We start from the raw sequence: 23,528 nt of genomic DNA on the forward strand, positions 1-23,528 counted from the left end.
CCAAAACCGAGATGGCGACCCGCCTCAGCGGGTCAGGCCACGCACCGATTGTTGCCCGAAACGTCGTCCTCAGGGGGTTCCATGTCGAAGCTTGCCACGATCCTCGCGCTCAGCGCCGGCCTCTGCGCGCCGGCCCTCACCTCGACGCGCGCGGCGGATGGCGGCAACTTCAACGGCACCTGGTCGGTGGAGCTCGTCACAGAGAGCGGCCTCTGCGACAGCCGATACAGCTACGCCGTCGCGGTGCAGGAGGGGCAGGTCCGCCTCGTCTCCGCTGCCGGCTCGGCCCGGATGAGCGGGCGCGTCGGTCCGGACGGCACCGTCGGCCTCAGCGTCTCGAACGGCACCGCGAGCGGCGCCGTCTCGGGTCGCCTCCAGGCCCGCTCCGGCGGCGGGACCTGGAAGGTCTCGGCCCTGTGCTCGGGCCGCTGGACCGCCCGCCGCCACGGCGCGCAGGTGGCCCAGGCCGAGTGAGGCCGGAGCGGAGCGGCTCAGGCCGCCGCGGCGAGCCAGCTCCGCGCCTCGTCCATCCGGTTGCGCTCGAACACCTTGATCTGCGCCGGCGACACGAAGCTGAACGTCTCGGCCAGGGCCCTCAGCCAGGTCGCGTCCGTCACGAGGGCGACGTGGCTGACGCCCTTCATCATCGACAGGCCGAAGCGCGGGTCCTTGAAGAAGGCCGCCGGCTCCATGCCCTGGAAGCTGCGGATGTCTTCCAGGAGCTTGAGCTTGCCGCCCCTGTCGAGGTCGGCCTGCATCGCCGTCATCACGGCGTTCATCTCCTCGTCGCTGATCTTCCCGTCGACGACGATCTCGGCGATCTGGGAATCCGGCTTCTTCTCGTAACTCAGCACGTGCACGCTCCTCCTCGACCGTCGGACGACGACGGATGGCGCGCCTAGGTTCCTACAAAAAGCTCTGCGGGTCGACGTCGATCGCGACCTTCACGTTGCCGCGTACCTTCGGCCCCCGGGCGAGCCAGTCGCGCAGGTACGCCTGCAGGTCGATCCCCCGCTCCGTCTTGGCGAGCAGCCGGAAGCGCCAGCGCCCGCGGATCAGGGCGAGCGGCGCCTCCGCCGGTCCCAGCACCATCACGCCCGGCGGCGGCTCGGCGACCCGCGCGAGAGCCTGCCCGTGCGCCTCGGCCGCCTCCCGTTCGTTCGCCGAGACGATCAGCGCCGCGAGCCTTCCGAAGGGGGGCAGGCCCGCCGCCTCGCGGGCGGCGATCTCCTCGTCGTAGAAGCGCTCGGCATCGCCCGACAGGAGGGCGGCGATCACCGGGTGGTCCGGCTGGTAGGTCTGGACCAGGGCCCGGCCCGGCCGCTCGCCGCGCCCCGCGCGGCCCGTGACCTGCTGCAGGAGCTGGAAGGTGCGCTCGGCCGCCCGCGGATCGCCGGTCGTCAGGCCGATATCGGCGTCGAGCACGCCCACGAGGGTCAGGTGCGGGAAGTTGTGGCCCTTGGCCACGAGCTGCGTGCCGATGACGATGTCGCAGCCGCCCTCCGCCACCGTCTGCAATTCCGCCCGCAGGCGCTCGGCGCCACCGGGGAAGTCGCTCGACAGGACGACGATGCGCTGCTCCGGGAAGAGCTCGGCCACCTCCTCGGCGATGCGCTCGACGCCGGGCCCGCAGGGGGTGAGGTGGTCGAAGGCGCCGCACTCGACGCAGGCCTCGGGCTTGCGCTCGGCGTAGCCGCACTGGTGGCAGACGAGGGCCCGGCGGAAGCGGTGCTCCACCAGCCAGGTCGAGCAGTTGCGGCACTGGTAGCGGTGGCCGCAGGCGCGGCACAGCGTCAGCGGCGCGTAGCCGCGGCGATTGAGGAACAGCAGCGACTGCTCGCCCGCCGCGAGGTTGTGCTTGACGGCGTCGACCATCGGCGGCGCCAGGAAGCGGCCGCGCTCAGGCTTGTCGAGGCGCATGTCGACCGCGCGGATGTCGGGCAGGCGGCGCCCGCCGAACCGCTCGGGAAGGACGACGTGACGGTAGCGGCCCTTCTGGGCGTTGACCCGCGTCTCGATGGACGGCGTCGCGGAGGCGAGAACCACCGGGCAGCCCTCGAGCTTGCCCCGCACCACCGCCATGTCGCGGGCGTGGTAGTGGACGCCGTCCTCCTGCTTGTAGGCCGATTCGTGCTCCTCATCGACGACGATGAGCCCGAGCCGGGGAAAGGGCAGGAACAGGGCCGAGCGGGCGCCGACCACGACCGCGATCTCGCCCGAGGCGACGCCCGCGCGGATGCGCTCCCGACGCTTGCCGCCGATGCCGGAGTGCCACGCCGCCGGGCGAACGCCGAAGCGGGCCGCGAACCGGTCGAGGAACTGCGCGGTCAGCGCGATCTCGGGCATCAGGATCAGGGCCTGCCGCCCGGCGCGCACGCAGGCCGCCACGCCCTCGAAATAGACCTCCGTCTTGCCCGAGCCCGTGACGCCCTCGAGCAGAGTCGCGCCCGGATCACCCTCCGGCGGGAGCAGCGCGCGGGCGGCCTCCTCCTGCGCCTCCGAGAGCGGCACGCGGGGATGGTCCGGGTCGGGCGGCAGCGCCACGGGCTCTGGCTCCAGCGCCACCGTCTCCAGGGCACCGTCGTCGATGAGCCCGTCGACGACGCTGAGCGAGACGCCCGCCTCCTTGGCGAGCGCGGTCTTGCCCCTCAGGCCGCCGTCGGCCGCGACCGCCATCACCTTCGTGCGGGCGGCTGTGGCGCGGGCGGGCGGGCTGCCCGTGGCCCGCACACCGACGCGCAGGCTCTCGCGGGCGGCCGCCTCGTCCGGCAGGCGGAGCGCCATGGCGAGGGCCGAGCCCTTCGGCGCCAGGGTGTAGCGGGCGAGCCAGTCGACCAGCCGGCGCAGGGGCTCGGACAGGGGCGGCACGTCGATGCGTCCTGTGACAGGCCGCAGGTTCGAGCCGGAGGCGCTCTCGGCGAGCCCCCAGACGACGCCCACCGTCTCGCGCGGCCCGAGCGGCACCTGCACGACGTCGCCCTCGGCGAGGCTCAGACCCGCGGGCACGGCGTAGCTGTAGGCCGTGTCGAGGGCGAGCGGAATCAGGATCTCGGCGGTCTGCGGCATGAGGCCCGGCGCGTGTCAGCCATCTGTTCTATATATGTCCTGTTTTCGTTCCGCGAAACCGCGTCCCTGCGCTCATCGTTGCGCGCGCAAGCTCAGGCTGATCGGGAGGGCGAGGAGGCTCAGGGCCGCCATGGCCCAGAAGGCCCGCTGCCCGAACGTGGCGTAGAGGCTGCCCGAGGCGAGGGTCAGGAGCGCCGTCGCGAGGCCGACGCCGAGGCTTCCGTAGAGCGTCAGGGCCGTCGCGCGAAGCCCCGGCGCGACATTCCGCTCGATCAGGTCGAGGCAGGCGAGGTGCAGGAGCGCGAAGGTGAGCCCGTGCAGGATTTGGATCCCGGCGATGGCGGGGAGCGCCGCGGTCTCGGCGGTCACGGCCCAGCGCAGCGCGCCGGCCGCCGCGGCGAGGGCGAGGCAGGACCCCGGCCCGAGCCGGCGGACGAGCGGGGCCCCCACGAGCAGGAACACGAGGACTTCGGCGGCGACCGCCTCCGACCAGAGCAGGCCCGCGAGGCCCGCGCCGATCCCGGCCTCGCGCCAGAGGATCATCGTGAAGGCGTCATGCATGGCGTGCGCGCCGACGACGAGGGCGGCCACCAGCAGGATGCGCCGGTACGGGCCGCTGCGGAGCAGGGTCGCGAAGCCCTGCCACAAGCCCTCCTTCGCGCCGGCCTCGGCGGGCTCTCCGGGCGGCACGAGCCCGGCCGCCAGGGCAGCGGCGAGGAACAGGATCCCGCCGGCCGACACCGCCGCGCCGAGGCCGGACCCGCCGATCAGCCAGCCGGCGAGGCTCGCCGCGCCGATGAAGGCGGCCGCCCCCGCCCCGCGGACCCAGCCGTACTGGAACCTGCGGCCGTCCTGGGCGGCGAGGAGCGCGAGGGCGTCGGCGAGCGGCGCCAGGGGCGCGGTGGCGAGCGCGTAGACGAGCCCCACCGCGAGGAGAACGGGAAAGCCGTGGGCGGGCAGGTGCGCGAAGGCCGCGAGGCCGCTCAGCGCCGCCGCGGCCGCGAGGATGCCCCGCCCCGTCCCGCGCCGGTCGGCGAGGCGCCCCGCGAGCGGGCCCGCGACGAGGCGCACGAGGAGCGCACCGGCGAGCACCGCCGCGATCTCCCGCGCCGAGAGGCCGCGCGACTCGAGGAAGTTCGGCAGGATCGGCGACAGGCTGCCGTAGGCCGCGTAGAGCAGCCCGTAGAGCGCGAGGAAGCGCGGGAGGCTCCCTCCCGTCCCCGCCCGCGCCCGCCCGCGCCGCCGCATCCCGCGCCCCATCCGGCCACGCTAGCACGGCGCGCCCGCTCGCGCCGCGTTGCTCCCGGCCAACCATGCGTTAAGGAGCCGGGACCGAGCCACCGGACCCGCCGATGACACCGACCGAAGCCGCCGACGACCGGCCCGAGCCGCCCCGCCTCGAACTCGCGGGCGTCGGCCGCCGCTTCGGCGCCGTGCGGGCCCTCGACCAGGTGTCGCTCGTGGTGCGGGCCGGCGAGGTCGTGGCGCTGCTCGGCGATTCCGGCTGCGGCAAGAGCACCCTGCTGCGGGTCGTCGCGGGCCTCGAATCGGCCGACGCGGGCGTGGTCCGGCTCGATGGGCGGGCAGTCGACGCGGGCGTGCCGCCGGAGGCCCGCGGCATCGGGCTGATGTTCCAGGACTACGCCCTGTTCCCGCACCTGACGGTGGCCGAGAACGTGCGCTTCGGCCTCGGCGGCCGCGCCCGTGCCGAGGCGCGGGCCATCGCGGCGGGACGGCTGGAGCAGGTCGGGCTCGCGCACCGGGCCGAGAGCTACCCGGCGACGCTCTCCGGCGGCGAGGGCCAGCGCGTGGCGCTGGCGCGCGCCCTGGCGCCGGGCCCGCGCATCCTTCTCCTCGACGAGCCGTTCTCGAACCTCGACCGGCGCACCCGCGACCGGGTGCGGGCCGACACGTTCGGGCTCCTGCGCCGGACCGGCACGACGACGCTCCTCGTCACCCACGACCCCGAGGAGGCCCTCGCCTTCTGCGATCGGATCGCGCTGATGCGGGCGGGCCGCATCGCTCAGGTCGGCACGGGCGAGGATCTCTACCGCCGGCCGCGTTCGCGCTTCGTCGCGCGCTTCTTCGGCGACCTCGTCGAGATGCCGGCCCGCTGCCGTGAGGGACGCCTCGACACGCCCTTCGGCCGCCTCGACGCCGGAGGCGCGGCCGACGGCACGGATCACGTCGCCTGCCTGCGTCCGGAGGCGATCCGCCTCGCGGAGCCCGGCCGCGGTGTGCCAGGGCGGATCCTGCGGCGCAGCTTCCTCGGGGCCAGCGCCCTGCTCGAGATCGCGGTCGAGGGGCTGCCGGCCCCGCTCAGCCTCGCCGTGCCGACCGACCACCCGGCCGAACCGGGCGAGACGGTCGGTCTGGAGGCGCACGGGTCCCCGATGATTTTCGAATCCGGGCGGGATTAAATCGTCGTCTCGATCGGAAAACGGCAGTTCTGCCGTGGATTTCACGCGGCAGTTTTTAACTGTTTTAAATCAAATACTTCGCGCTTGCTTTTTCTTGCGTGATGCGTCCCAAGCTCCTGCAATGCAGGAAGGGGTCAGGTCCTGCTGGCAGGGAGAGGGACGCATCATGCTGGGCTCGGTCGCACGGATTGCTGTGGCATGCGGAGGTCTGTTCGCCGCGGGCGCGGTGCAGGCGGCGGAGGTCAACCTCTACACCACCCGGGAGCCGGGCCTGATCCGGCCGCTCCTCGGCGCCTACACGGCGAAGACGGGCGTGAAGGTGAACACCGTCTTCGTCGAGAAGGGCCTCGCCGAGCGCGTGGCCGCGGAGGGCGAGCGCGCCAACGCCGACGTGCTGATGACGGTCGATATCGGCAACCTCATCGAGATCGTGGACCGGGGGCTGGCGCAGCCCGTGAAGTCCCCGGCGCTCGAGGCGGCGGTGCCGGCCTCGCTCCGCGATCCCGACGGCCGCTGGTTCTCGCTCTCGACCCGCGCCCGCGTGGCCTACACCGACGCGAAGGACTACGCGGATCTCAAGGCCCTCTCCTACGAGGATCTCGCCGACCCGAAGTGGAAGGGCAAGATCTGCCTGCGTCCGGGCCAGCACCCCTACAACACGGCGCTGATCGCCCACTACCTCGTCAAGCACGGGCCGGAGAAAACCGAGGCCTGGCTGCGGGGCGTCAAGGCCAACCTCGCCAAGAAGCCCGCGGGCGGTGACCGCGACGTAGCGCGCGACATCCTCGCCGAGACCTGCGAGATCGGCCTCGGCAACTCCTACTACGTCGGCCTGATGCGCTCGGGCCGCGGCGGCCCCGAGCAGGTGAAGTGGGCCGAGGCGATCCGCGTCGTGCTGCCGACCTTCGAGAACGGCGGGACCCACGTGAACGTCTCGGGCGCCGCGGTCGCCAAGAACGCGCCGAACCGCGACGAGGCGGTGAAGCTCCTCGAGTTCCTCGTCTCGGACGAGGCCCAGGGCATCTACGCCCAGACCGGCTACGAGTACCCGGTGAAGCGCGGCGCGCCCGTCGACCCGCTGCTCGTGGAGCTCGGCACCCTCAAGATCGACGACACGCCGGTCGCCGAGATTGCCCGCAACCGGAAGGCCGCGAGCCTGCTCGTCGACAAGGTCGGCTTCGACAACTGAGCGCACCCCCTCCCCGCCCGGATCGGGCGGGGAGACCCGTCGCGCCGCAAGACATCCGCCGTGAAGACATCCGCCGTGACGACCTCGCCGCCCGCGCGGGTCCCGAGCCCCTTCATGAGCCCGGCGCTCGTCCAGACGCTCCGCGCGCCGCCGCTCGCCTGGGTGGCCGCCGGCCTCGCGCTGACCGGGCTCGTGCTGAGCCCCCTCGTCTCCCTGGCCTACGAGGCCCTGCAAGGGTCCGGCGAGCTCTGGCCCCACCTGCTCGAATACGTGCTGCCGCAGGCGATCCTGCAGACGGCGGGGCTCCTGGCGGGCGTCGGCCTCGCGGTGACGCTGATCGGTACCGGGACGGCGTGGCTCGTGGCGGCCTACGACTTTCCCGGGCGGCGCCTCATCGAGGTCGGGCTGCTGCTGCCGATGGCCGTGCCGACCTACATCGTCGCCTTCGCCTATCTCGACCTGCTGCACCCGCTCGGACCGGTGCAGTCCACCTTACGCGAGACGCTCGGCCTCGCGAGCCCGCGCGACCTGCCCTTCCCGGAGCTGCGCTCGCTTCCGGGCTGCATCCTGCTCCTCGGCTTCGTGCTGTACCCCTACGTCTACCTGCCGACGCGGGCGCTCTTCCTGATGCAGGCGGCGAACCTGCTGGAGGCGGCCCGCACCCTCGGCCACGGCCCGCGCGCGGTCTTCGCGCGGGTGGCGTTGCCGATGGCCCGCCCCGCCGTGGCGCTCGGCGCGAGCCTCGCCCTGATGGAGGCCCTGAACGACATCGGCGCGGCCGAGTTCCTCGGGGTGCGCACCCTGACCGTCCAAGTCTACGCCACCTGGATCAACCGCTCGGACCTGCCGGGCGCCGCGCAGATCGCCCTCGTGATGCTCGTGGTGGTGATCGGCCTCGTCGCAGCCGAGCGCTGGGCCCGGCGCGGGCGCGGCTTCGCCGGCACCGCGCAGCGCCCGCGCAGCCTCACCCGGACACGTCTGAAGGGCTCGCGCGCCGCGGCGGCCTTCCTCCTCGGGGCGACGCCCGTCGCCCTCGGCTTCCTGATCCCGGCGGGCTACCTCGCGCACGCCGCCGCCGCCCGGATCGCGCGCGCCGGCATCCCCGAGACCCTGCCCCGCGAGATCCTCAGCACCGTCCTCTACGCGGGCGCCGCGACGCTGATCGCGGGCGCGATCGGCTTCCTCGTCGCCGCGAGCCCGCGGCTCATCGCGCGACGGGCCGGCGCGGCGCTGATCCGCGTGGCGAGCCTCGGCTACGCGCTGCCGGGCACGATCCTCGCCATCGGCCTGCTCGGGCCTCTCGCGATGGCCGATTCGGCTCTCGCGGCCGCCTCGACCGCGATGTTCGGCGCGGCACCCGCGCTGATCGGGCTGGGCACCGGCGGCGCCCTCGTCACAGCCTACCTCGTGCGCTTCCTCGCAGTGGCGATCGGGACCTGCGAGGCGGGCCTGTCGCGGGTGCCCGCCTCGCTGCCGGACGCAGCCCGGATGCTCGGGCGCGGGCCCGTCGCCACCCTGGGCCAGGTGCAGCTGCCGCTCACCTGGCCGGCGCTCGTGAGCGGGGCGCTCCTCGTCTTCGTCGATTGCGTGAAGGAATTGCCGGCGACCCTGCTGCTGCGCCCGCTCAACGTCGAGACCCTGGCGACGCACCTCTACGGCGAGGCGGTCCGCGGCACCTACGAGGACGGGGCGGTCGCCGCCCTCCTCATCGTCATCGTCGGGCTGATCCCGGTGGCGATCCTGCTCCGGCTCGGCAGCCGCGGCCAGCAGGCCCTGCGCTGACGCTCAGCCCCTGCGCGTCGAGCCGCGCAGGACCGGCCGCCCGCTGAGCACGACCTTGCGCACGGGCTGGTCCGGGTTCTTGAGCCGATCGAACAGCAGGCTCATGGCCTGCGCGCCGATCTCGGCCACCGGCTGCTCGATAACCGTCAGGCCGGGGTCGAGGAGTTCGGTCCAGGGCTCGTTGTCGAAGCCCGCCAGCGCCAGCGCGCCGGGGATCGGCAGGGCGAGCCGGCGCGCCGCCCGCACGGCACCCATCAGCATGAGGCCGTTCGAGACGATCAGCGCCTCGGGCCGCCCGACCTCCGCGAGCCAGCGCGCCGCCGCCTCCTCCGCCGCGGCCGCGTTCGGCAGGCAGGCCTGCGCGACGGGCGCCAGCCCGTGGCGGGCCATCGCCGCCTCGTACCCGGCGCGACGCTCCTGGGCGGTAGAGCTCGTGGAGCCGAACAGGCCGCCGATCCGCCCGTAGCCCTGCGCGACGAGATGGTCGACGAGGGCGGCCGAGGCCGCGATGTTGTCGAGGACGACGCTGTCGTGCGCGCCGGGCGGCCCGGAGCGGTCGATCAGCACCACGGGAAAGTCGCCGCCCGTCTTCATCGCCTGCGCGGTCGCGCGGGTCGGCGCGAAGATCACGCCGGTGACCCGCTCCTCCTCCATCAGGCGCAGGTACATCGCCTCGCGCTCGGCATCCTCGTCCGTGTTGCAGAGGATCACCCGCAGGCCGGCCTGGTAGGCGGCGTCCTCCACGGCGCGGCTCACCGCCGTGAAGAACGGGTTGCGGATGTCGGCCACGATCAGGCCGATCGTCCGCGTCGTCTGCGAGCGCAGGCGCCGGGCCGAGAGGTTCGGCCGGTAGCCCGTGGCGCGGACCGCCGCCTCGACCTGCTCCCGCAGCGCGTCGCTGACAGGGCCGCGCCCGAGCGCGCGGGACACCGTCGCCGTCGAGACGCCCGCCGCGCGGGCCACATCGCGGATGCCGACACTCATGGTACGGGAAACGTTTGCAGCGCCATACCGGCGGTTCTGCCACGGGTTGCACTCTGCAGCAAGACCTCACGGACGCGTGATGCGCTGTAACGGTTGACAGAACCGCTGAAAACGTTTTCAGTAGGCCCAACAAGGAAGCGGACAACGATCCGGGAGGAGCACGCCATGCTCGCGCCGACACCGAACCTGACGCCCCGCCTGCTCATCCGCATGGGCACCGCGCCGAAGGACAAGGAAGCCGCCATCCGCGAGGCGGCCCAGCTCCTCAGCGCGGCCGGCTGCATCGATCCGGCCTACGGGGAGAGCATGCTCCGCCGCGAGGAGGTCGCGAACACCTACCTCGGTCACGGTGTCGTTATCCCGCACGGCATGGTCGACGACCGGCACCTCGTCCGGCAGAGCGGGCTCGCCGTCCTGCAGGTGCCCGGCGGCCTCGAGTGGCACGATGGGCAGACCGCGCACCTGGTTGTCGCCATCGCGGCCCAGTCCGACACCCACATCACCGTCCTGCGCCGGCTGACCCGGCTGATCCAGGACGAGGCCCGGCTGGAGCGCCTGCGCGCCACCGACCGCCAGGAGGAGATCGTCCAGGCGCTGACCGAGGATTCGGCCGCCCCATCTGCCGCGGGCCCCGCCACGGACCTCAGCCAGCGCTTCGACTGGACGGTCGACTACCCGACCGGGCTGCACGCGCGGCCGGCCTCGCACTGGGTCGAGACCGCCCGCGGCTGCGCGGCGCGGATCCAGGTCCGGCACGATTCGCAGGTGGCCGACGCCAAGAACCTGATCGCGCTGCTGCAGCTCGGCCTGCGCTGCGGCGACGAGGTCGTGATCTCCGCCGAGGGCGACGACGAGGCCGGCGCGCTCGCGAGGATGTGTGCGGCCGTCACGGGCCTCAGCGCCGGCGAGAAGGCGGCCGCGCAGCGCTCGGCCGAGGCCGCCGCGAAAGCCGCGGGCCCGGTCGCGGGGTGGAACCCGTCGGACGCGCCCCGCGTCCTGCCCGGCATCGGCGCGAGCCCCGGTATCGCGATCGGCCCGGTCCACGTTCTCGCCGCCGCCGAGGTCGCGGTGCCGGACGAGCCCGAGCCCCTGACGAGCGGCGGCGACCGCCTGCACGGGGCGCTCGCGGCGACGGCGGACCAGCTGAAGGCACTGGCCGACGACACCGAGCGCCGCCTCGGCAAGGCCGATGCCGGCATCTTCCGGGCGCAGGCGGAGCTGATCGCCGACACCGACCTGATCACCCTGGCCTGCCAGCTCATGGTCGAGGGCCACGGCGTGGCCTATGCCTGGAACCAGGCGGTGGAGCGCCTCGCGGGCCAGCTCGCCGCGCTCGGCAACCCCGTCCTCGCCGGCCGCGCCGCGGACCTGCGCGACGTCGGCCGGCGCGTCCTCGCGCAGATCGACCCGGCTCTGAAGAGCGGGCACGACCTGCCGGACGAGCCCTGCATCCTGATCGCCCCGGATCTCGCGCCCTCGGACACCGCCGGTCTCGACCCGGCCCGGGTGATCGGCCTCGCCACCGCGCAGGGCGGCCCCACCTCCCACACCGCGATCCTGGCGCGCACCCTCGGCATCCCCGCGATGGTCGCGGGCGGAGCCGGCCTCCTCGGGCTCGCCAACGGCACGCCCGCGATCCTCGACGGAACCACGGGCCGCTTCTACCTCGACCCGAGCGAGGCCGATGCCGCCTCCGCCGGGGTGTGGCGGGAGCGCCAGCGCGAGAAGGCCGAGGAGGAGGCCCGCGAGCGGGCGCTGCCGGCCCGCACCCGGGACGGGCACGTCATCGCCATCGGCGCCAACGTCAACAATCCGGAGCAGGTCCCCTTCGCTCTCGACCAGGGCGCGGAGGGCGTCGGCCTGATGCGCACCGAGTTCCTGTTCCTGGAGCGCGGCCAGAGCCCGAGCGAGGACGAGCAGTTCGAGACCTACCGCGACATGCTCCGGGCTCTCGACGGGCGCCCGCTCATCGTGCGCACACTCGACATCGGCGGCGACAAGCAGGTGGCGCACCTGCACCTTCCGCGCGAGGAGAACCCCTTCCTCGGGGTGCGCGGCGCCCGCCTCCTGCTGCGCCGGCCCGACCTGATGGAGCCTCAGCTTCGCGCGCTCTACCGGGCCGCCAGGGAGTGCGTCGGCCCGGATGCCGCGGCCGGCAAGGACGCCCCGCTCTCCATCATGATGCCGATGATCACCTCGGTGCCGGAGGTGCTGCGCCTGCGCGAGGCCTGCGAGCGCATCCGCGCCGAGATCGGCGCTCCCGACGTGCCGCTCGGCATCATGATCGAGGTGCCCGCCGCCGCGATCCAGGCGGACGTGCTCGCCCGGCACTGCGACTTCTTCTCGATCGGCACCAACGACCTCACCCAGTACGCGCTGGCGATCGACCGGCAGAACACCGAGCTGGCACCGGAAGCCGATTCCCTCCACCCGGCGGTTCTGCGGCTCATCCACATGACATGCGAGGGCGCGGCCCGGCACAAGCGGTTCGTCGGCGTCTGCGGCGGCATCGCGGGCGATCCGTTCGGGGCCTGCCTCCTCGCGGGCCTCGGCGTCCACGAGCTCTCGATGACGCCCCGCGACCTGCCCGGCGTGAAGGCGCGCCTGCGCGCGGTGGAGATGGGCGAGCTGAGGGCGCTCGCCGCCCAGGCCTGCGCCCAGGAGGACGCGGCGGCCGTCCGCGCCCTCGACGCACCGGAAATCGGAGGTGCCGCATGAGCGCCGTCGTCACACTCACCCTCAACCCGGCGATCGACCAGACGGTCACGCTGGAGCGCCTCGTCCCCGGCGCCGTGCACCGCGCGACGGCTTTGCGCTCCGACGCGGGCGGCAAGGGCGTCAACGTCGCGCGCTGCCTCGCCGACTGGGGGATACCCGTCGCCGCCACCGGGATCCTCGGCCAGGACAACGCCGCGCCCTTCGAGGAGTGCTTGGCGCAGAAGGGCATCGACGACCGCTTCGTCTGGATCGCGGGCGAGACGCGCACCAACCTGAAGCTCCTCGATCTCGCCACCTCCGACACCACAGACGTGAACCTGCCGGGCCTCGCGGTGACGCCGGGCACTCTCGACGCGGTCCGCGCCGTGCTCGCCGACATGACGGGGCACGACACGCTCGTCGTGCTCGCCGGCAGCCTGCCGGGAAGCCTGCCGGCCGAGACCTACGCCCGGTTGACCCGCGACCTGCGGGCGCGCGGCGCCCGCGTCGTGCTCGACGCCTCGGGCCCGGCGCTGGCCGCCGCGCTCGCGGCCGAGCCGGCCGCCCTGCCCCACCTGATCAAGCCGAACCGGCACGAGCTCGAGGAGTGGGCGGGCCGCCCGCTCGCGGGCCTGCCCGAGATCGCCGAGGCCGCCCGCGGCCTCGTCCGGCGCGGAATCCCGCACGTCGCGGTCTCGATGGGCGCCGACGGCGCCCTCCTCGCCGCGCAGGACGCGGTGCTCCACGCCCGCCCGCCCGCGATGCAGGTCGCGAGCACGGTCGGGGCAGGGGACGCACTCGTCGCCGGCCTCGTGGCCGCCCTCTACTCGGGCCTCGACCTGCCCGACACGGCGCGGCTCGCCCTCGCCTTCGCGGCCGGCAAGCTCACGAAGCCCGGCGCGAACCTGCCGCCGCGACCCGAGATTGAGGCGATCGCCGCGACGATCGCGGTCGAGGAGATCCGGCCCTGACGGGGCCGTCGACCGTGCCCGACTGAGCACGCCCGATCACGATCCGAAATCCGCGCCCGTCGCATCGCGAACGCACCGAGACGAATTCCAGGAGGAGACGATGGCACAGCTCTTGGCGGTGGTGGGAGGCGGAGACCTCTCGACCCACGCCGTCCTCGCGGTCGAGGCCCTGCGCAAGGCCGCGGGGCGGCGCAACCAGCCGATCGCGCTGGAACTGCGCGGCCCCGGCACCAGCGGCAACGCGCTGCCCGAATCCGCGATCCGGCAAGCCGAGGCGGTGCTCCTCGTCGGCTCGGGCGATCTCGGCGAGGGCCGGTTCGGGGCTCTGCGCCGCGCCAAGGTCGCGATCGAGGACGTGCTGACCGACGTCAACGCGGTCATCGACCGTGTGCTCGGCGGCGCGGGCGAGAAGCCTGGGGCCGAGGGCGCGGCGGCCGCGGCGGCCGCCGGCCCGAAGCGGATCGTCGCCATCACCTCCTGCCCCACCGGCATCGCCCACACCTTCATGGCGGCCGAGGGCATCCAGAGCGCCGCCCAGGCGCTCGGCCACGAGGTCCGCGTGGAGACGCAGGGGTCGGTCGGCGCCCGCGACGCGCTGACCGCGCCCGAGATCGCGGCGGCCGACATCGTCCTGATCGCCGCCGATACCGGCGTCGACCGCGCGCGCTTTTCCGGCAAGCGCGTCTACGCCACGAACACCAAGGCGGCGATCCGCGACGGCAAGGGGCTGATCGCCACCGCGCTCGCCGAGGCCCGGCTGCAGGCGGCGGGCGAGGCCGAGGCGAAGGCGGAGGGTCCGGCCCGGCCGGCCGCCGCCGAGAGAAAGGCCGGCGCCTACAAGCACCTGATGACGGGCGTCTCGTTCATGCTGCCCTTCGTGGTGGCGGGCGGCCTACTCATCGCGCTCGCCTTCGCCTTCGGCGGCATCGACGCCATGGCGCCCGGCAACGCCGGCACGCTCGGCTACGCCCTCGGCGAGATCGGCGCCAAGGGCGCCTTCGCCCTGATCGTCCCGGCGCTCGCGGGCTACATCGCCTACTCGATCGCCGACCGGCCCGGCATCGCGCCCGGCATGATCGGCGGCATGCTGGCGGCCAACCTCCAGGCTGGCTTCCTCGGCGGCATCGCGGCGGGCTTCATCGCGGGCTACACCGCGCGCTTCCTCAACGAGCACATCCGCCTGCACAAGAACCTGGAGGGGCTGAAGCCCGTCCTGATCCTGCCCCTGCTCGCCACCCTCGTGACCGGACTCCTGATGGTCTACGTGGTCGGCGTGCCCGTGGCCGCGATCCTCGCGGCGCTCACCGGCTGGCTCAAGGGCATGCAGGGGGCCGGCGCTCTGGTGCTCGGCCTCGTGCTCGGCGGCATGATGGCCGTCGACATGGGAGGCCCGATCAACAAGGCGGCCTACGCCTCCTCCGCCGCCCTGATCTCCTCGGGCGTCTACGCCCCGATGGCCGCGGTGATGATCGGCGGCATGACGCCGCCCCTCGGGATCGCGCTGGCCACCCGGCTCTTCCCCAACCGCTTCACGAAGCCGGAGCGCGAGGCCGGCGGCGCCGCCGCGGTGCTCGGCGCGGCCTTCATCACCGAGGGCGCGATCCCCTTCGCCGCGGCCGACCCGCTGCGGGTGATCCCCTCGATGGTGGCGGGCTCGGCCATCGCCGGCGCCATCGCGCTGAGCCTCGGCGTCGAGCTGAAGGTGCCGCATGGCGGGCTGTTCGTCCTGCCGATCCCGAACGCCGTGACGAACCTGACGGGCGCCGTGATCGCGCTGATCGCCGGCACGGTGGTGACCGCACTCATGGTGGGCCTCCTGAAGAAACGGGTGGCGTGAGGCCGCGACGACACGGACGCGCGCGGCGCATCGGGTCTAGTCTTGATCAAATCAAATGAACGTTCCGGAATCTGAACAGAAACTGTCCGAAATTCAATATCTTTATCAAGCCGGCGAAGACCGGGACAGAAAATAATCAGGGTCTCATCGGGGGATAGGACATGAAGGGACATCGTCTGCTGCTCGCCGCGCTGGGCCTGTGCTCGGCCGGCGGGATCGCCGCGCCCGCGCAGGCGCAGACCGCGCCGCCGGAGGGAGGAACCGGCATCGCGGTACCGGGGACCGTCCAGCGGCCGGCGGCTCGCCTGCGCCGGGCTCCGCTTCCGCCGGGGGGCGGACAGGGGCTCGACGAAGCCGACACCGTCGCGGCCGCGGCCGACACGCTGGGGCAGACGGCGACGCCGCCGACCCTGCCGCCGGGCACCTTCGATCTCGGCAACGGCCTCAGCTTCCTGCTCAACTACACGGGCCAGGGCGCCATCAACCCGGTCGGCGGCATCCGGCAGGGCTCGGCCTGGGCGGGCCAGCTCTTCTTCGGCATCGACGCCGACCTGAACCGGCTCGCCGGAATCGACGGCGGCTCGCTCCACATCGCGGTCACGAACCGCCACGGGCGCAGCCTCGCCAACGACTTCATCGGCAACAACACCAGCGTGCAGGAGATCTTCGGCGGCGGCCAGACCACCCGCCTGACCCTGTTCAGCTACCAGCAGAAGCTGTTCGACAACCGGATCGACATCGAGGTCGGGCGCCTGGTCGCCAACATCGCCTTCCTGAACTCGCCGATCTACTGCAACTTCCAGACGAATTCAGCCTGCGGAAATCCAACCTTCGTCTTCAAGACCTCGAACTTCACCTTCTGGCCTGTGGCGAGCTGGGGCGGCCACGCCAAGGCGTGGCTCACCGACACGGTGTTCGTCCACGCGGGCGCCTACGAGGTGAACCCGCTCCACCAGCAGCCCGGCGACAACGGCCTCGATTTCTCAACGAAGGGCGCCACCGGCGCGATCGTGCCGTTCGAGCTCGGCTACTCGACGACCTTCGCCAACGACCTGCTGCCGCGCAACTACGGCATCGGCGGCTGGTACGACGCCTCGGACTACCCGGACCCGGTGCGCGACGTGCGCGGGGGCGCCGCCGTCCTCAGCGGGCTGCCCTCCGCCACGCGGTTCGGCCGCTCGGGCGTCTACGCCCGCTTCGACCAGATGGTCTGGCGCCCCGATCCGACCGCGCCGCAGGGCCTGACCCTGTTCGGCGTGGCGATGGCCGGCACCTCGGGCCGGCTGATCGAGGACTACTTCCTGGAGATCGGCGCCCTTCAGACGGGTACCTTCGCGGGGCGGCCCTACGACACGGTGGGCTTCGTCATCAACACCCAGAAGTTCAGCTCGCTCGGGCTCGCCAACATCAACCTCGCGCAGGCTTTCCAGGGCATCAACCGGACCATCCCGACCCAGCAGATCATGATGGAGCTGAACTACGGTATCCAGGTCACGCCCGCGATCCGGCTGACGCCGAACCTGCAGTACATCATCAACCCTGACCAGACCCGCTTTCCCTTCCGCACCCGGAACATCCCGGACGCCTTCGTGGTCGGCGCCAAGCTCTCGGTCGACCTCTTCACCCTGGCCGGCCTCGCCAAGGGCCCCGGCAGCCCCTGAGGCCGGCGAGGCGCCGTCCCGGGAGGTCGGCGGCGACCCGGGACGACGGAGAGGCCGCGATTCCCCACACTTCCGGACCGGACGGCGCATTTCGTATCCCGATCCGGCTCCCCATCGGCTCAAATTGGTCTAAACAGCCCCTCGATCGCAGGCGCCCGCGCCCGGCGAAAAGCATCGAGAACAGGCGATGACCGGCTTCGACACCCTGCCCCTGACACGGCCCACCTCGCAGCTCGTCACGATCTTCGGCGGGTCCGGCTTCCTCGGGCGCCACGTGGTCCGGGCGCTGGCCAAGCGCGGCTACCGGATCCGCGTCGCGGTGCGCCGGCCGGACCTCGCCCTGTTCCTGCAGCCGCTCGGCAAGGTCGGGCAGATCGTGGCCGTCCAGGCGAACCTCCGTTACCCCGACTCGGTCGCCCGCGCCGTCGCGGGCTCCAGCGTCGTGATCAACCTCGTCGGCATCCTGCAGGAGACCGGCGCCCAGAGCTTCTCGCGTCTCCAGGCCGAGGGCGCGGGCGTGATCGCGCGCGAGGCCGCGAAGGCCGGCGCGGCGATGATCCAGGTCTCGGCGATCGGCGCCGATCCCGACTCGGCCTCGGCCTACGCGCGCACCAAGGCGGAGGGCGAGGCCCAGGTCTTCGCCGCCTGCCCGGACGCCATCGTGGTCCGCCCCTCCCTGATCTTCGGGCCGGGCGACAGCTTCTTCAACCGCTTCGCGAGCCTCGCCCGGGCGCTGCCGGTGCTGCCGCTCGCGGGCGCCGAGACCCGCTTCCAGCCCGTCTTCGTGGGCGACGTCGCCGAGGCGATCGCGCGGGCCGTCGAGGGCCGCGTGCCGGCGGGGAAGGTCTACGAGTTCGGCGGCCCCGAGGTCGCCACCCTGGAGCACCTCGTCCGCTACATGCTGGAGACGACGCAGCGCCGACGCGCGGTCGTCGCCCTGCCGCTGCCGGTCGCCAAGATCCAGGCCCGGGCCATGGAGATCGCCAACACGCTGACCCTCGGCCTCCTGCCGGACGAGCTGAAGCTCACCCGCGATCAGGTGATCCTGCTGCAGACCGACAACGTGGTCTCGGAGGCCGCGAAGGCCGAGGGCCGCACCCTGGAGGCGCTCGGCATCACGCCGACCGCCGCCGAGGCCGTGGTGCCGGGCTACCTCTGGCGCTTCCGGAAGGCCGGCCAATTCGCCACCGGGCGCGGCACGGAGGCCGAGGCCGAGGTGCCGGACACGATCAGCCCGGAGCCGATGGGCGAGGGCTCGCAGCACCGCCCGAAGCGCGCCAGCGGTCCCTCGATCGGTCCGAACGCGGCCAACCCGAGCCGCATGGGCAGCCGCTGGGGCAGCCGGCGCTGACCGACCCTCAGCGGATCTGCCCGGCCCGGGCGGGCGCCGCGAGTGCGGGCCCGCGCCGGCTCAGCGCCTTGTGGACGTGGACCATCAGCGCGATGCCGAAGAGCGGCGTCAGCAGGTTCACCACCGGCACCACCATCATCCCGGCCAGCAGGCAGCCCGCCGCCAGCGTGGTGCCGCCGAAGTGGCGCCGCATGGCGGCGGCCTCGTCGAGCGGCCGGAAGCGGGCCGCGGCGGTCTCGAAATACTCCCGGCTGAGCAGGTAGGCGTTGGCCGCGAAGAAGGCCACGAGCCCGACGACCGGCACGAAGAACAGGATCAGGGCCACGAGGTTCACGAGGAGCGCGAGCCCCGCGAAGCGCGCCGCGTAGAGGAGCGCCGTCCCCGCCGGAAGAGCCTGGCCCGTCGGCTCGCCGGGGAAGTCCGTGCGCTCGACGATCTCGGCGGCATCGTCGAGGAAGAAGCCCGCCACCAGGATCGAGACCGCCGGCATGATGTAGGCGAGCGCCACGAACAGGCCCGCGCCCGCGAGGAAGAAGGCCAGCGTGTCGAGGAACGGGTAGTCGGCGGAGATGTGGTGGCTCGCCTGGAACCACTGGATCAGCCGGGTCAGCCCGAACCAGATCAGCAGGAGGAGCCCCACCGTCATGCCGAGCGATTTCCAGAGGATCGCGCGCAGGGGCGCCGAGAAGACCTGCCGCAGCGCGGCGAAGGCGGCTTGGATGAGCATGCCGGGGCTCCTCTCCGATGTCGGCCGAGCGCTTAAAGAGGAGGCGGGGCCCGAAGTGCAAGCCCGCAATCGCGGGCGCGCACTTTCGTCGCCCTGCCGCGTTCTCGTGCCGTCCGCGCCGATCGACGGAAGGATCGCACCCATGCGCCGCACAGGTCCGCTCGCCCTCTGCCTCGCCCTGCTCCTGCCGGCGGTGCCCGCGCCCGCCCACGAGATCGGCGCGTGGGCCGGCGGCACCGCCGCGCCGGCCGAGCGCTCGGAGGTCGCCGTCGCGGCGATCGACGGCAAGGCCTACGTGATCGGCGACTACAACGGCGCGACCGAACTCCTGATCTTCGATCTCGCCACCGGCACCTGGAGCAAGGGCGCGCACTTCCCCTACCCCGTCCACCACGCCATGGCGGCCGGGTTCGGAGGCAGGATCTACGTCTTCGGCGGGTACACGAACGGCTGGAACGCGGTTCCCGACACATTTGCATACGACCCGAAGACCGACGCCTGGACGCCGCGGGCGCCGCTGCCGACGCCCCGCGCCGCCGGCGGCGCCGCGCTCGTCGGCACGCGCATCCACGTCGTCGGCGGCAGCGTCACGGGCCGCGGCAACACCCCGGCCCACGAGATCTACGACCCGCAGACGGACAGGTGGACCAAGGCCGCGCCGCTGCCGACACCCCGCGACCACCTCGCGGTGCAGGCGATCGACGGGAAGATCGTGGCCGCAGGGGGCCGCGTCGACGGCGATCCCGGGCGCAACCTCGACGCGACGCAGGTCTTCGACCCGCAGGCCGGGACATGGTCGCAGGCCGCTCCGATGCCGACCGCCCGCAGTGGCACCGCCTCGACCGTGCTCGGCCGCGAGGTCTTCGTGATCGGGGGCGAATCGCGCGACAGGACCTTCGGCACCGTCGAGGCGTACGACCTGCCCGAGAACGTCTGGCGCGGGCTCGCCGCCCTGCCGACGCCCCGGCACGGCTTCGGGGCGGTGACCTACAACGGACGCATCTACACGCTGGTCGGCAGCCCGAAGCCGGGCGGGGACAAGTCCGGCACGGTCGAGGTGTTCAAGCCGTGAGCGAGACTGCGGCTCGCGGCACCGGACGGGTATGATCGGGGATCACAGGATGACAGGACAAGCCGCGGCCCAGGCCCGCTTCCGGCCGAGCGTGACGCCGCGCCTCGTCCCCCTTCCCTCCGCCTCCGACGTGATCGTGATCGGGGCGGGCGCCGCGGGCATCGCGGCAGCGCGGCGCCTTCTGGAGCGGGGCGTCCGCGTGGCCGTGCTGGAGGCCCGTCCCCGGGTCGGCGGCAGGGCGCTCACGACGTCGCTGCGCGGGCACGCGATCGATCTCGGCGCGCACTGGCTGCATGCCGGGCCGATCAACCCGCTGGTCGCCCTCGGGCAGGCGCGGGGCGAGCCCCTGCGTCGCGCGCCGCAGGAGAGTCACGTCTGGGTCGGGCGCCGGCCGGGGCGCCCGGACGAGGCCGCAGCCTCGGCCCGAGCCTTCGCGCTCGCCGACCGCGCCATGACGGCGGGGGCCGCCGAGGGCGGTCCGGACAGGGCCGCAGCCTCCGCGCTGCCGCCGGGCCTCGGCCCCTGGGCCGAGCGCGTGGCGCGGGTCCACGGCCTCGTTTCGGGGCAGCCCCTCGGTAGGGTCTCCCTCCACGACTTCCCGAGCATGGAGTACGGCGACAACTTCTTCCTGGCCGGCGGCTACGGTGCCTTTCTGGCGCGGCTCGCGCAGGGCCTGCCGATCGCCCTCTCCTGCCCCGTCACACGCGTCACCTGGGGCGGTCGCGGCGTGCGGGTCGAGACGGCGGACGGGCGCAGCCTGTCCGCGCGCGCCGTGCTGGTGACCGTGCCGGTGATGGTGCTGCGCGACAGCGTCACCTTCGTGCCCGCCCTGCCCGGGCCGGTGCGGGCGGCGATCGACGGATTCCTCTCCGGCATCTACGAGCACGCCGTGCTGCACTGGCCGTCGAGCCCCTTCCGGGGCGCGGACCGGCTCGCCAGCATCGTCGGCGGGCGCCACAAGCCGCCGGGTCTCCTCTCTCGCATCGACGGCACGCCGTTCCACTATTTCGAGCTCGATGCGCCGGCTGCCAGGGCTGTCGACGCCCGCGGAGGCGGCGAGGACGGCGTGCGCCGCTTCGCGCGCGCGGTGCTCGCCGAGCATTTCGGCCACGCCCGCCTGCGCGACCTGGCGATTCCCGCCGTCAGCGCGTGGCGGCACGATCCCTGGTCGCGGGGTTCCTGGGCGGTGGTGCCGCCGGGCCATGCCGGGGCGCGGACGCTGCTCCGTGCCTCGGTGGGAGAGCGCCTGTGGTTTGCGGGCGAGGCCCTGTCGCGGCTGCAATGGGGGACGGTGGGCGGCGCCTACGAGGAGGGCACGCGGGCCGCCGACGCGATCGCGAGCGGGCTCCGGGCCGCAGCGGCGTAGGGGCGTTGGCGAACGCCTGAGCGGGCGGCGCGGCCGCTCAGTCCGGCTGGCGCATGAAGGTGTCGGGCGTGCCCGTCCCCTCCGTGACGAAGCGGATGTCGCGCGGCTCGCGGCGCGGCGTGTCGACCGACAGGAAGACCAGCGGCTCTTCCAGGATCTCGGGCACGGAGTGGACGACGTCCCGCTTGAACACCACGAGCTTGCCGGGCCCGACCTCGACCGGCGCCTCGTCGCCGAACTTCATCCGGCAGCGCCCAGTCAGGACGTAGAGGTACTCGTCGCAGCTCGCGTGGGTGTGGGGCGGCGTCGGCCTGTAGACGCGGAAGACCCGTGCGCTCGCCGCCGCATCCTCAGTGAAGCGATGGTCGGCGACCATGGTCGCCGAGGTCTCCGGCAGGCCCGCGGCCGCCGCGGCCACGTCGAAGACCGCGTGCGAGAGCCGCTCGGGAACGCTCGACCCGGTGCCGCTCATGCCCTCGTCCTCCCCATCCCCGTGCGGAATGCCGCGCCTCAGAGCATGCTCGGCAGGATGCGGTCCGGCGGCCGGTGCCCGTCCATGAAGGTCTTGATGTTGATGATGACCTTCTCGCCCATGTCGACGCGGCTCTCGAAGGTGGCCGAGCCCATGTGGGGCAGGAGGACCACCTTGCCGCCGCGCGCGAGCTTGACGAGCCGCGGGCTCACGGCGGGCTCCTGCTCGAACACGTCGAGGCCGGCCCCCGAGATCTCGCCCGCCTCGATCAGACGCGCCAGCGCGTTCTCGTCGATGACCTCGCCGCGGGCGGTGTTCACGACGATCGCCTCCGGCTTCAGGAGCTTCAGGCGCCGGGCCGAGAGCAGGTGGTAGGTCGCAGGCGTGTGCGGGCAGTTGATCGAGACGATGTCGACCCGCGCCAGCATCTGGTCGAGGGATTCCCAGTAGGTCGCGTCGAGGCTGGTCTCGATCGGGGACGGCACCCGGCGGCGGTTGTGGTAGTGGATCGAGAGGCCGAAGGCGCGGGCGCGCCGGGCGAGCGCCTGGCCGATGCGGCCCATGCCGACGATGCCGAGGCGCTTGCCGGTGATGCGGCGGCCGAGCATCCAGGTCGGCGACCATCCGGCGTCCCAGGAATCGTCCGGGATGATGCGGGCACCCTCGGTGACGCGGCGCGCCACGGCGAGGATGAGCGCCATGGTCATGTCGGCGGTGTCCTCCGTGAGGACGCCGGGCGTGTTGGTGACGGTGATGCCGCGCTCCAGCGCGACGCCGACGTCGATGTGATCGACGCCGTTGCCGAAATTCGCGATCAGCCGGAGATTCGGGCCCGCCTGCGCCAGGAGGCCGGAATCGATCTCGTCCGTCACGGTGGGCACGAGCACGTCGGCCTCGCGCATCGCCGCGGCCATGGCCTCCTGCGAGAGCGGCTTGTCCTCGTGGTTGAGGCGTGTGTCGAAGAGCTCGCGCATGCGCGTCTCGACGACGTCCGGCAGGCGCCGCGTCACCACGACGAGCGGCTTGCGCTTCAACGACGACATCTCTCCTCCCCCGCCGATGCGCGGCTTGGCCTCGACATCGACGCGTCTCGGGCTCGGCCGGTTCCGCCGGCCGGCCTCGACGCGCGGCGATGCGGCTTCAAGCTCCGTTAACCAGTTTTCCGTCAGACAGGACCCGACGACGCCCGGGGCCGCCCAGGAATGGCCCTCCGGCCTCTCTAGCAGAGAGGGTGCGGAACACAATGCGGTCCGCGGCCTCTCGCTCGGGAGGCGCGGCATCGGCAAGGGTTCCGGAGGCCGCACGGCCGTGCCCCGCGGAAATCAGGAGACGGACGATGCGCTCCCTTGCCCTTCTCGTCGCCGGCCTCGCCCTGCTCGTCGGCCCCGCCCTCGCGGCGCCGACCGCCGGAGCGCCGGAGCCGGGCACCGGCCCGGTGACCAAGCTGCCGCTCCCGCGCTACGCCAGCCTGAAGACGGACCGCGTGAACCTGCGCGAGGGCCCCTCGAAGGACCACCGCACCCTCTGGGTGTTCCAGCGCGCCGGACTGCCTGTGGAGATCGTGGCGGAGTTCGAGACCTGGCGCCGGATCCGGGATTCGGAGGGCACGGAGGGATGGGTGCTGCACTCCCTCCTGTCGGGGCGCCGCACCGCCATCGTCACCGCGCCGAAAGGCGGCGACCGGACCGCGCCGGTGCCGCTGCGCGCCCGGGCCGACGAGGGCGCCTCGGACGAGGCGCGGCTGCAGGCCGGCGTGATCGGCAGCGTGAAGAGCTGCACCGGCACGTGGTGCCGCCTGATCGTGGCCCTGCCGGACAAGCGCGGCGACGTCGACGGCTACATCCGCCAGGACCGGCTCTGGGGCGTCTACCCGAACGAGAAGGTCGACTGAAACGAGGACAGGCCCGGTCGGGGGGACCGGGCCTGCTCTCCG

19 protein-coding genes are annotated in these 23,528 nt (G+C 73.2%); 12 read left to right on the plus strand and 7 right to left on the minus strand.

The window, feature by feature from the left end:
* The first annotated feature begins 81 nt into the window (after positions 1 to 81).
* Positions 82 to 474 carry a hypothetical protein gene (locus MOX02_RS06655; protein WP_147025026.1) on the plus strand — a complete coding sequence of 131 codons (393 nt, stop codon included), beginning with the start codon at positions 82 to 84 and terminating at the stop codon, positions 472 to 474.
* A 17-nt stretch (positions 475 to 491) separates the two neighbouring features.
* Here the strand turns inward: MOX02_RS06655 and MOX02_RS06660 are convergent, their stop codons facing one another.
* From MOX02_RS06660 to MOX02_RS06670, 3 genes are all read right to left on the minus strand, one after another.
* Entirely contained in the window at positions 492 to 854 is a 363-nt protein-coding gene (locus MOX02_RS06660) for a SpoIIAA family protein (protein ID WP_147025027.1), read from the minus strand.
* Positions 855 to 906: 52 nt separating this feature from the next.
* Positions 907 to 3,066 (minus strand): primosomal protein N', encoded by a 2,160-nt coding sequence (locus MOX02_RS06665; RefSeq protein WP_147025028.1) that lies wholly within the window; start codon positions 3,064 to 3,066, stop codon positions 907 to 909.
* Positions 3,067 to 3,138: 72 nt separating this feature from the next.
* On the minus strand, positions 3,139 to 4,314 hold the full coding sequence (locus MOX02_RS06670; RefSeq protein WP_147025029.1) for an MFS transporter: 1,176 nt from the start codon (positions 4,312 to 4,314) through the stop codon (positions 3,139 to 3,141).
* Between the two features lie 104 nt (positions 4,315 to 4,418).
* On the opposite strand from MOX02_RS06670, the gene MOX02_RS06675 reads away from it, so the two are divergent.
* The 3 genes from MOX02_RS06675 to MOX02_RS06685 all read left to right on the plus strand — a co-directional run bounded on the left by MOX02_RS06675 (position 4,419) and on the right by MOX02_RS06685 (position 8,457).
* On the plus strand, positions 4,419 to 5,486 hold the full coding sequence (locus MOX02_RS06675) for an ABC transporter ATP-binding protein (RefSeq protein WP_147025030.1): 1,068 nt from the start codon (positions 4,419 to 4,421) through the stop codon (positions 5,484 to 5,486).
* 166 nt (positions 5,487 to 5,652) lie between these two features.
* A complete protein-coding gene (locus MOX02_RS06680; protein WP_147025031.1) occupies positions 5,653 to 6,675 on the plus strand; it encodes an extracellular solute-binding protein in 1,023 nt (340 codons plus the stop codon).
* Positions 6,676 to 6,789: 114 nt separating this feature from the next.
* Entirely contained in the window at positions 6,790 to 8,457 is a 1,668-nt protein-coding gene (locus tag MOX02_RS06685) for an ABC transporter permease (RefSeq protein ID WP_147025092.1), read from the plus strand.
* Between the two features lie 3 nt (positions 8,458 to 8,460).
* On the opposite strand, the gene MOX02_RS06690 is transcribed toward MOX02_RS06685, so the two are convergent.
* Complete coding sequence (locus tag MOX02_RS06690; protein WP_147025032.1) at positions 8,461 to 9,441, minus strand: LacI family DNA-binding transcriptional regulator; 981 nt, start codon at positions 9,439 to 9,441, stop codon at positions 8,461 to 8,463.
* Between the two features lie 165 nt (positions 9,442 to 9,606).
* On the opposite strand from MOX02_RS06690, the gene ptsP reads away from it, so the two are divergent.
* The 5 genes from ptsP to MOX02_RS06715 all read left to right on the plus strand — a co-directional run bounded on the left by ptsP (position 9,607) and on the right by MOX02_RS06715 (position 17,958).
* The gene (gene ptsP / locus MOX02_RS06695; RefSeq protein ID WP_147025033.1) at positions 9,607 to 12,159 is read left to right on the plus strand and encodes a phosphoenolpyruvate--protein phosphotransferase; all 2,553 of its coding nucleotides are present in this window, start codon (positions 9,607 to 9,609) and stop codon (positions 12,157 to 12,159) included.
* Positions 12,156 to 13,109: a 1-phosphofructokinase gene (gene pfkB / locus MOX02_RS06700; RefSeq protein WP_147025034.1), complete on the plus strand. Its 954-nt coding sequence runs from the start codon at positions 12,156 to 12,158 to the stop codon at positions 13,107 to 13,109. Before ptsP ends, pfkB begins: the two co-directional genes overlap by 4 nt.
* 100 nt (positions 13,110 to 13,209) lie before the next feature.
* Positions 13,210 to 14,946, plus strand: a complete 1,737-nt coding sequence (locus MOX02_RS06705) for a fructose-specific PTS transporter subunit EIIC (protein ID WP_147025035.1) — start codon at positions 13,210 to 13,212, stop codon at positions 14,944 to 14,946.
* A 161-nt stretch (positions 14,947 to 15,107) separates the two neighbouring features.
* The gene (locus MOX02_RS06710) at positions 15,108 to 16,607 is read left to right on the plus strand and encodes a carbohydrate porin (RefSeq protein WP_147025036.1); all 1,500 of its coding nucleotides are present in this window, start codon (positions 15,108 to 15,110) and stop codon (positions 16,605 to 16,607) included.
* Between the two features lie 187 nt (positions 16,608 to 16,794).
* A complete protein-coding gene (locus MOX02_RS06715) occupies positions 16,795 to 17,958 on the plus strand; it encodes a complex I NDUFA9 subunit family protein (protein ID WP_147025037.1) in 1,164 nt (387 codons plus the stop codon).
* 7 nt (positions 17,959 to 17,965) lie between these two features.
* Here MOX02_RS06715 and MOX02_RS06720 read toward each other — a convergent pair whose 3' ends face one another.
* Positions 17,966 to 18,685 carry a sulfate transporter family protein gene (locus tag MOX02_RS06720; protein WP_147025038.1) on the minus strand — a complete coding sequence of 240 codons (720 nt, stop codon included), beginning with the start codon at positions 18,683 to 18,685 and terminating at the stop codon, positions 17,966 to 17,968.
* 142 nt (positions 18,686 to 18,827) lie between these two features.
* On the opposite strand from MOX02_RS06720, the gene MOX02_RS06725 reads away from it, so the two are divergent.
* On the plus strand, positions 18,828 to 19,757 hold the full coding sequence (locus tag MOX02_RS06725) for a Kelch repeat-containing protein (RefSeq protein WP_147025039.1): 930 nt from the start codon (positions 18,828 to 18,830) through the stop codon (positions 19,755 to 19,757).
* 49 nt (positions 19,758 to 19,806) lie between these two features.
* Positions 19,807 to 21,123, plus strand: a complete 1,317-nt coding sequence (locus MOX02_RS06730) for a flavin monoamine oxidase family protein (protein WP_147025040.1) — start codon at positions 19,807 to 19,809, stop codon at positions 21,121 to 21,123.
* A gap of 37 nt (positions 21,124 to 21,160) precedes the next feature.
* Here the strand turns inward: MOX02_RS06730 and MOX02_RS06735 are convergent, their stop codons facing one another.
* Positions 21,161 to 21,595, minus strand: coding sequence for a cupin domain-containing protein (locus tag MOX02_RS06735; protein WP_147025041.1), 435 nt, complete (start codon positions 21,593 to 21,595; stop codon positions 21,161 to 21,163).
* Positions 21,596 to 21,633: 38 nt separating this feature from the next.
* Positions 21,634 to 22,638, minus strand: a complete 1,005-nt coding sequence (locus MOX02_RS06740; protein WP_147025042.1) for a 2-hydroxyacid dehydrogenase — start codon at positions 22,636 to 22,638, stop codon at positions 21,634 to 21,636.
* 293 nt (positions 22,639 to 22,931) lie between these two features.
* Between MOX02_RS06740 and MOX02_RS06745 the strand changes: the two genes are divergently transcribed.
* Positions 22,932 to 23,486: an SH3 domain-containing protein gene (locus MOX02_RS06745; protein WP_147025043.1), complete on the plus strand. Its 555-nt coding sequence runs from the start codon at positions 22,932 to 22,934 to the stop codon at positions 23,484 to 23,486.
* The last annotated feature ends 42 nt before the right edge of the window (positions 23,487 to 23,528 follow it).

It is taken from the genome of Methylobacterium oxalidis (genome assembly GCF_007992195.1).
GTDB classification, from domain to species: Bacteria; Pseudomonadota; Alphaproteobacteria; order Rhizobiales; family Beijerinckiaceae; genus Methylobacterium; species Methylobacterium oxalidis.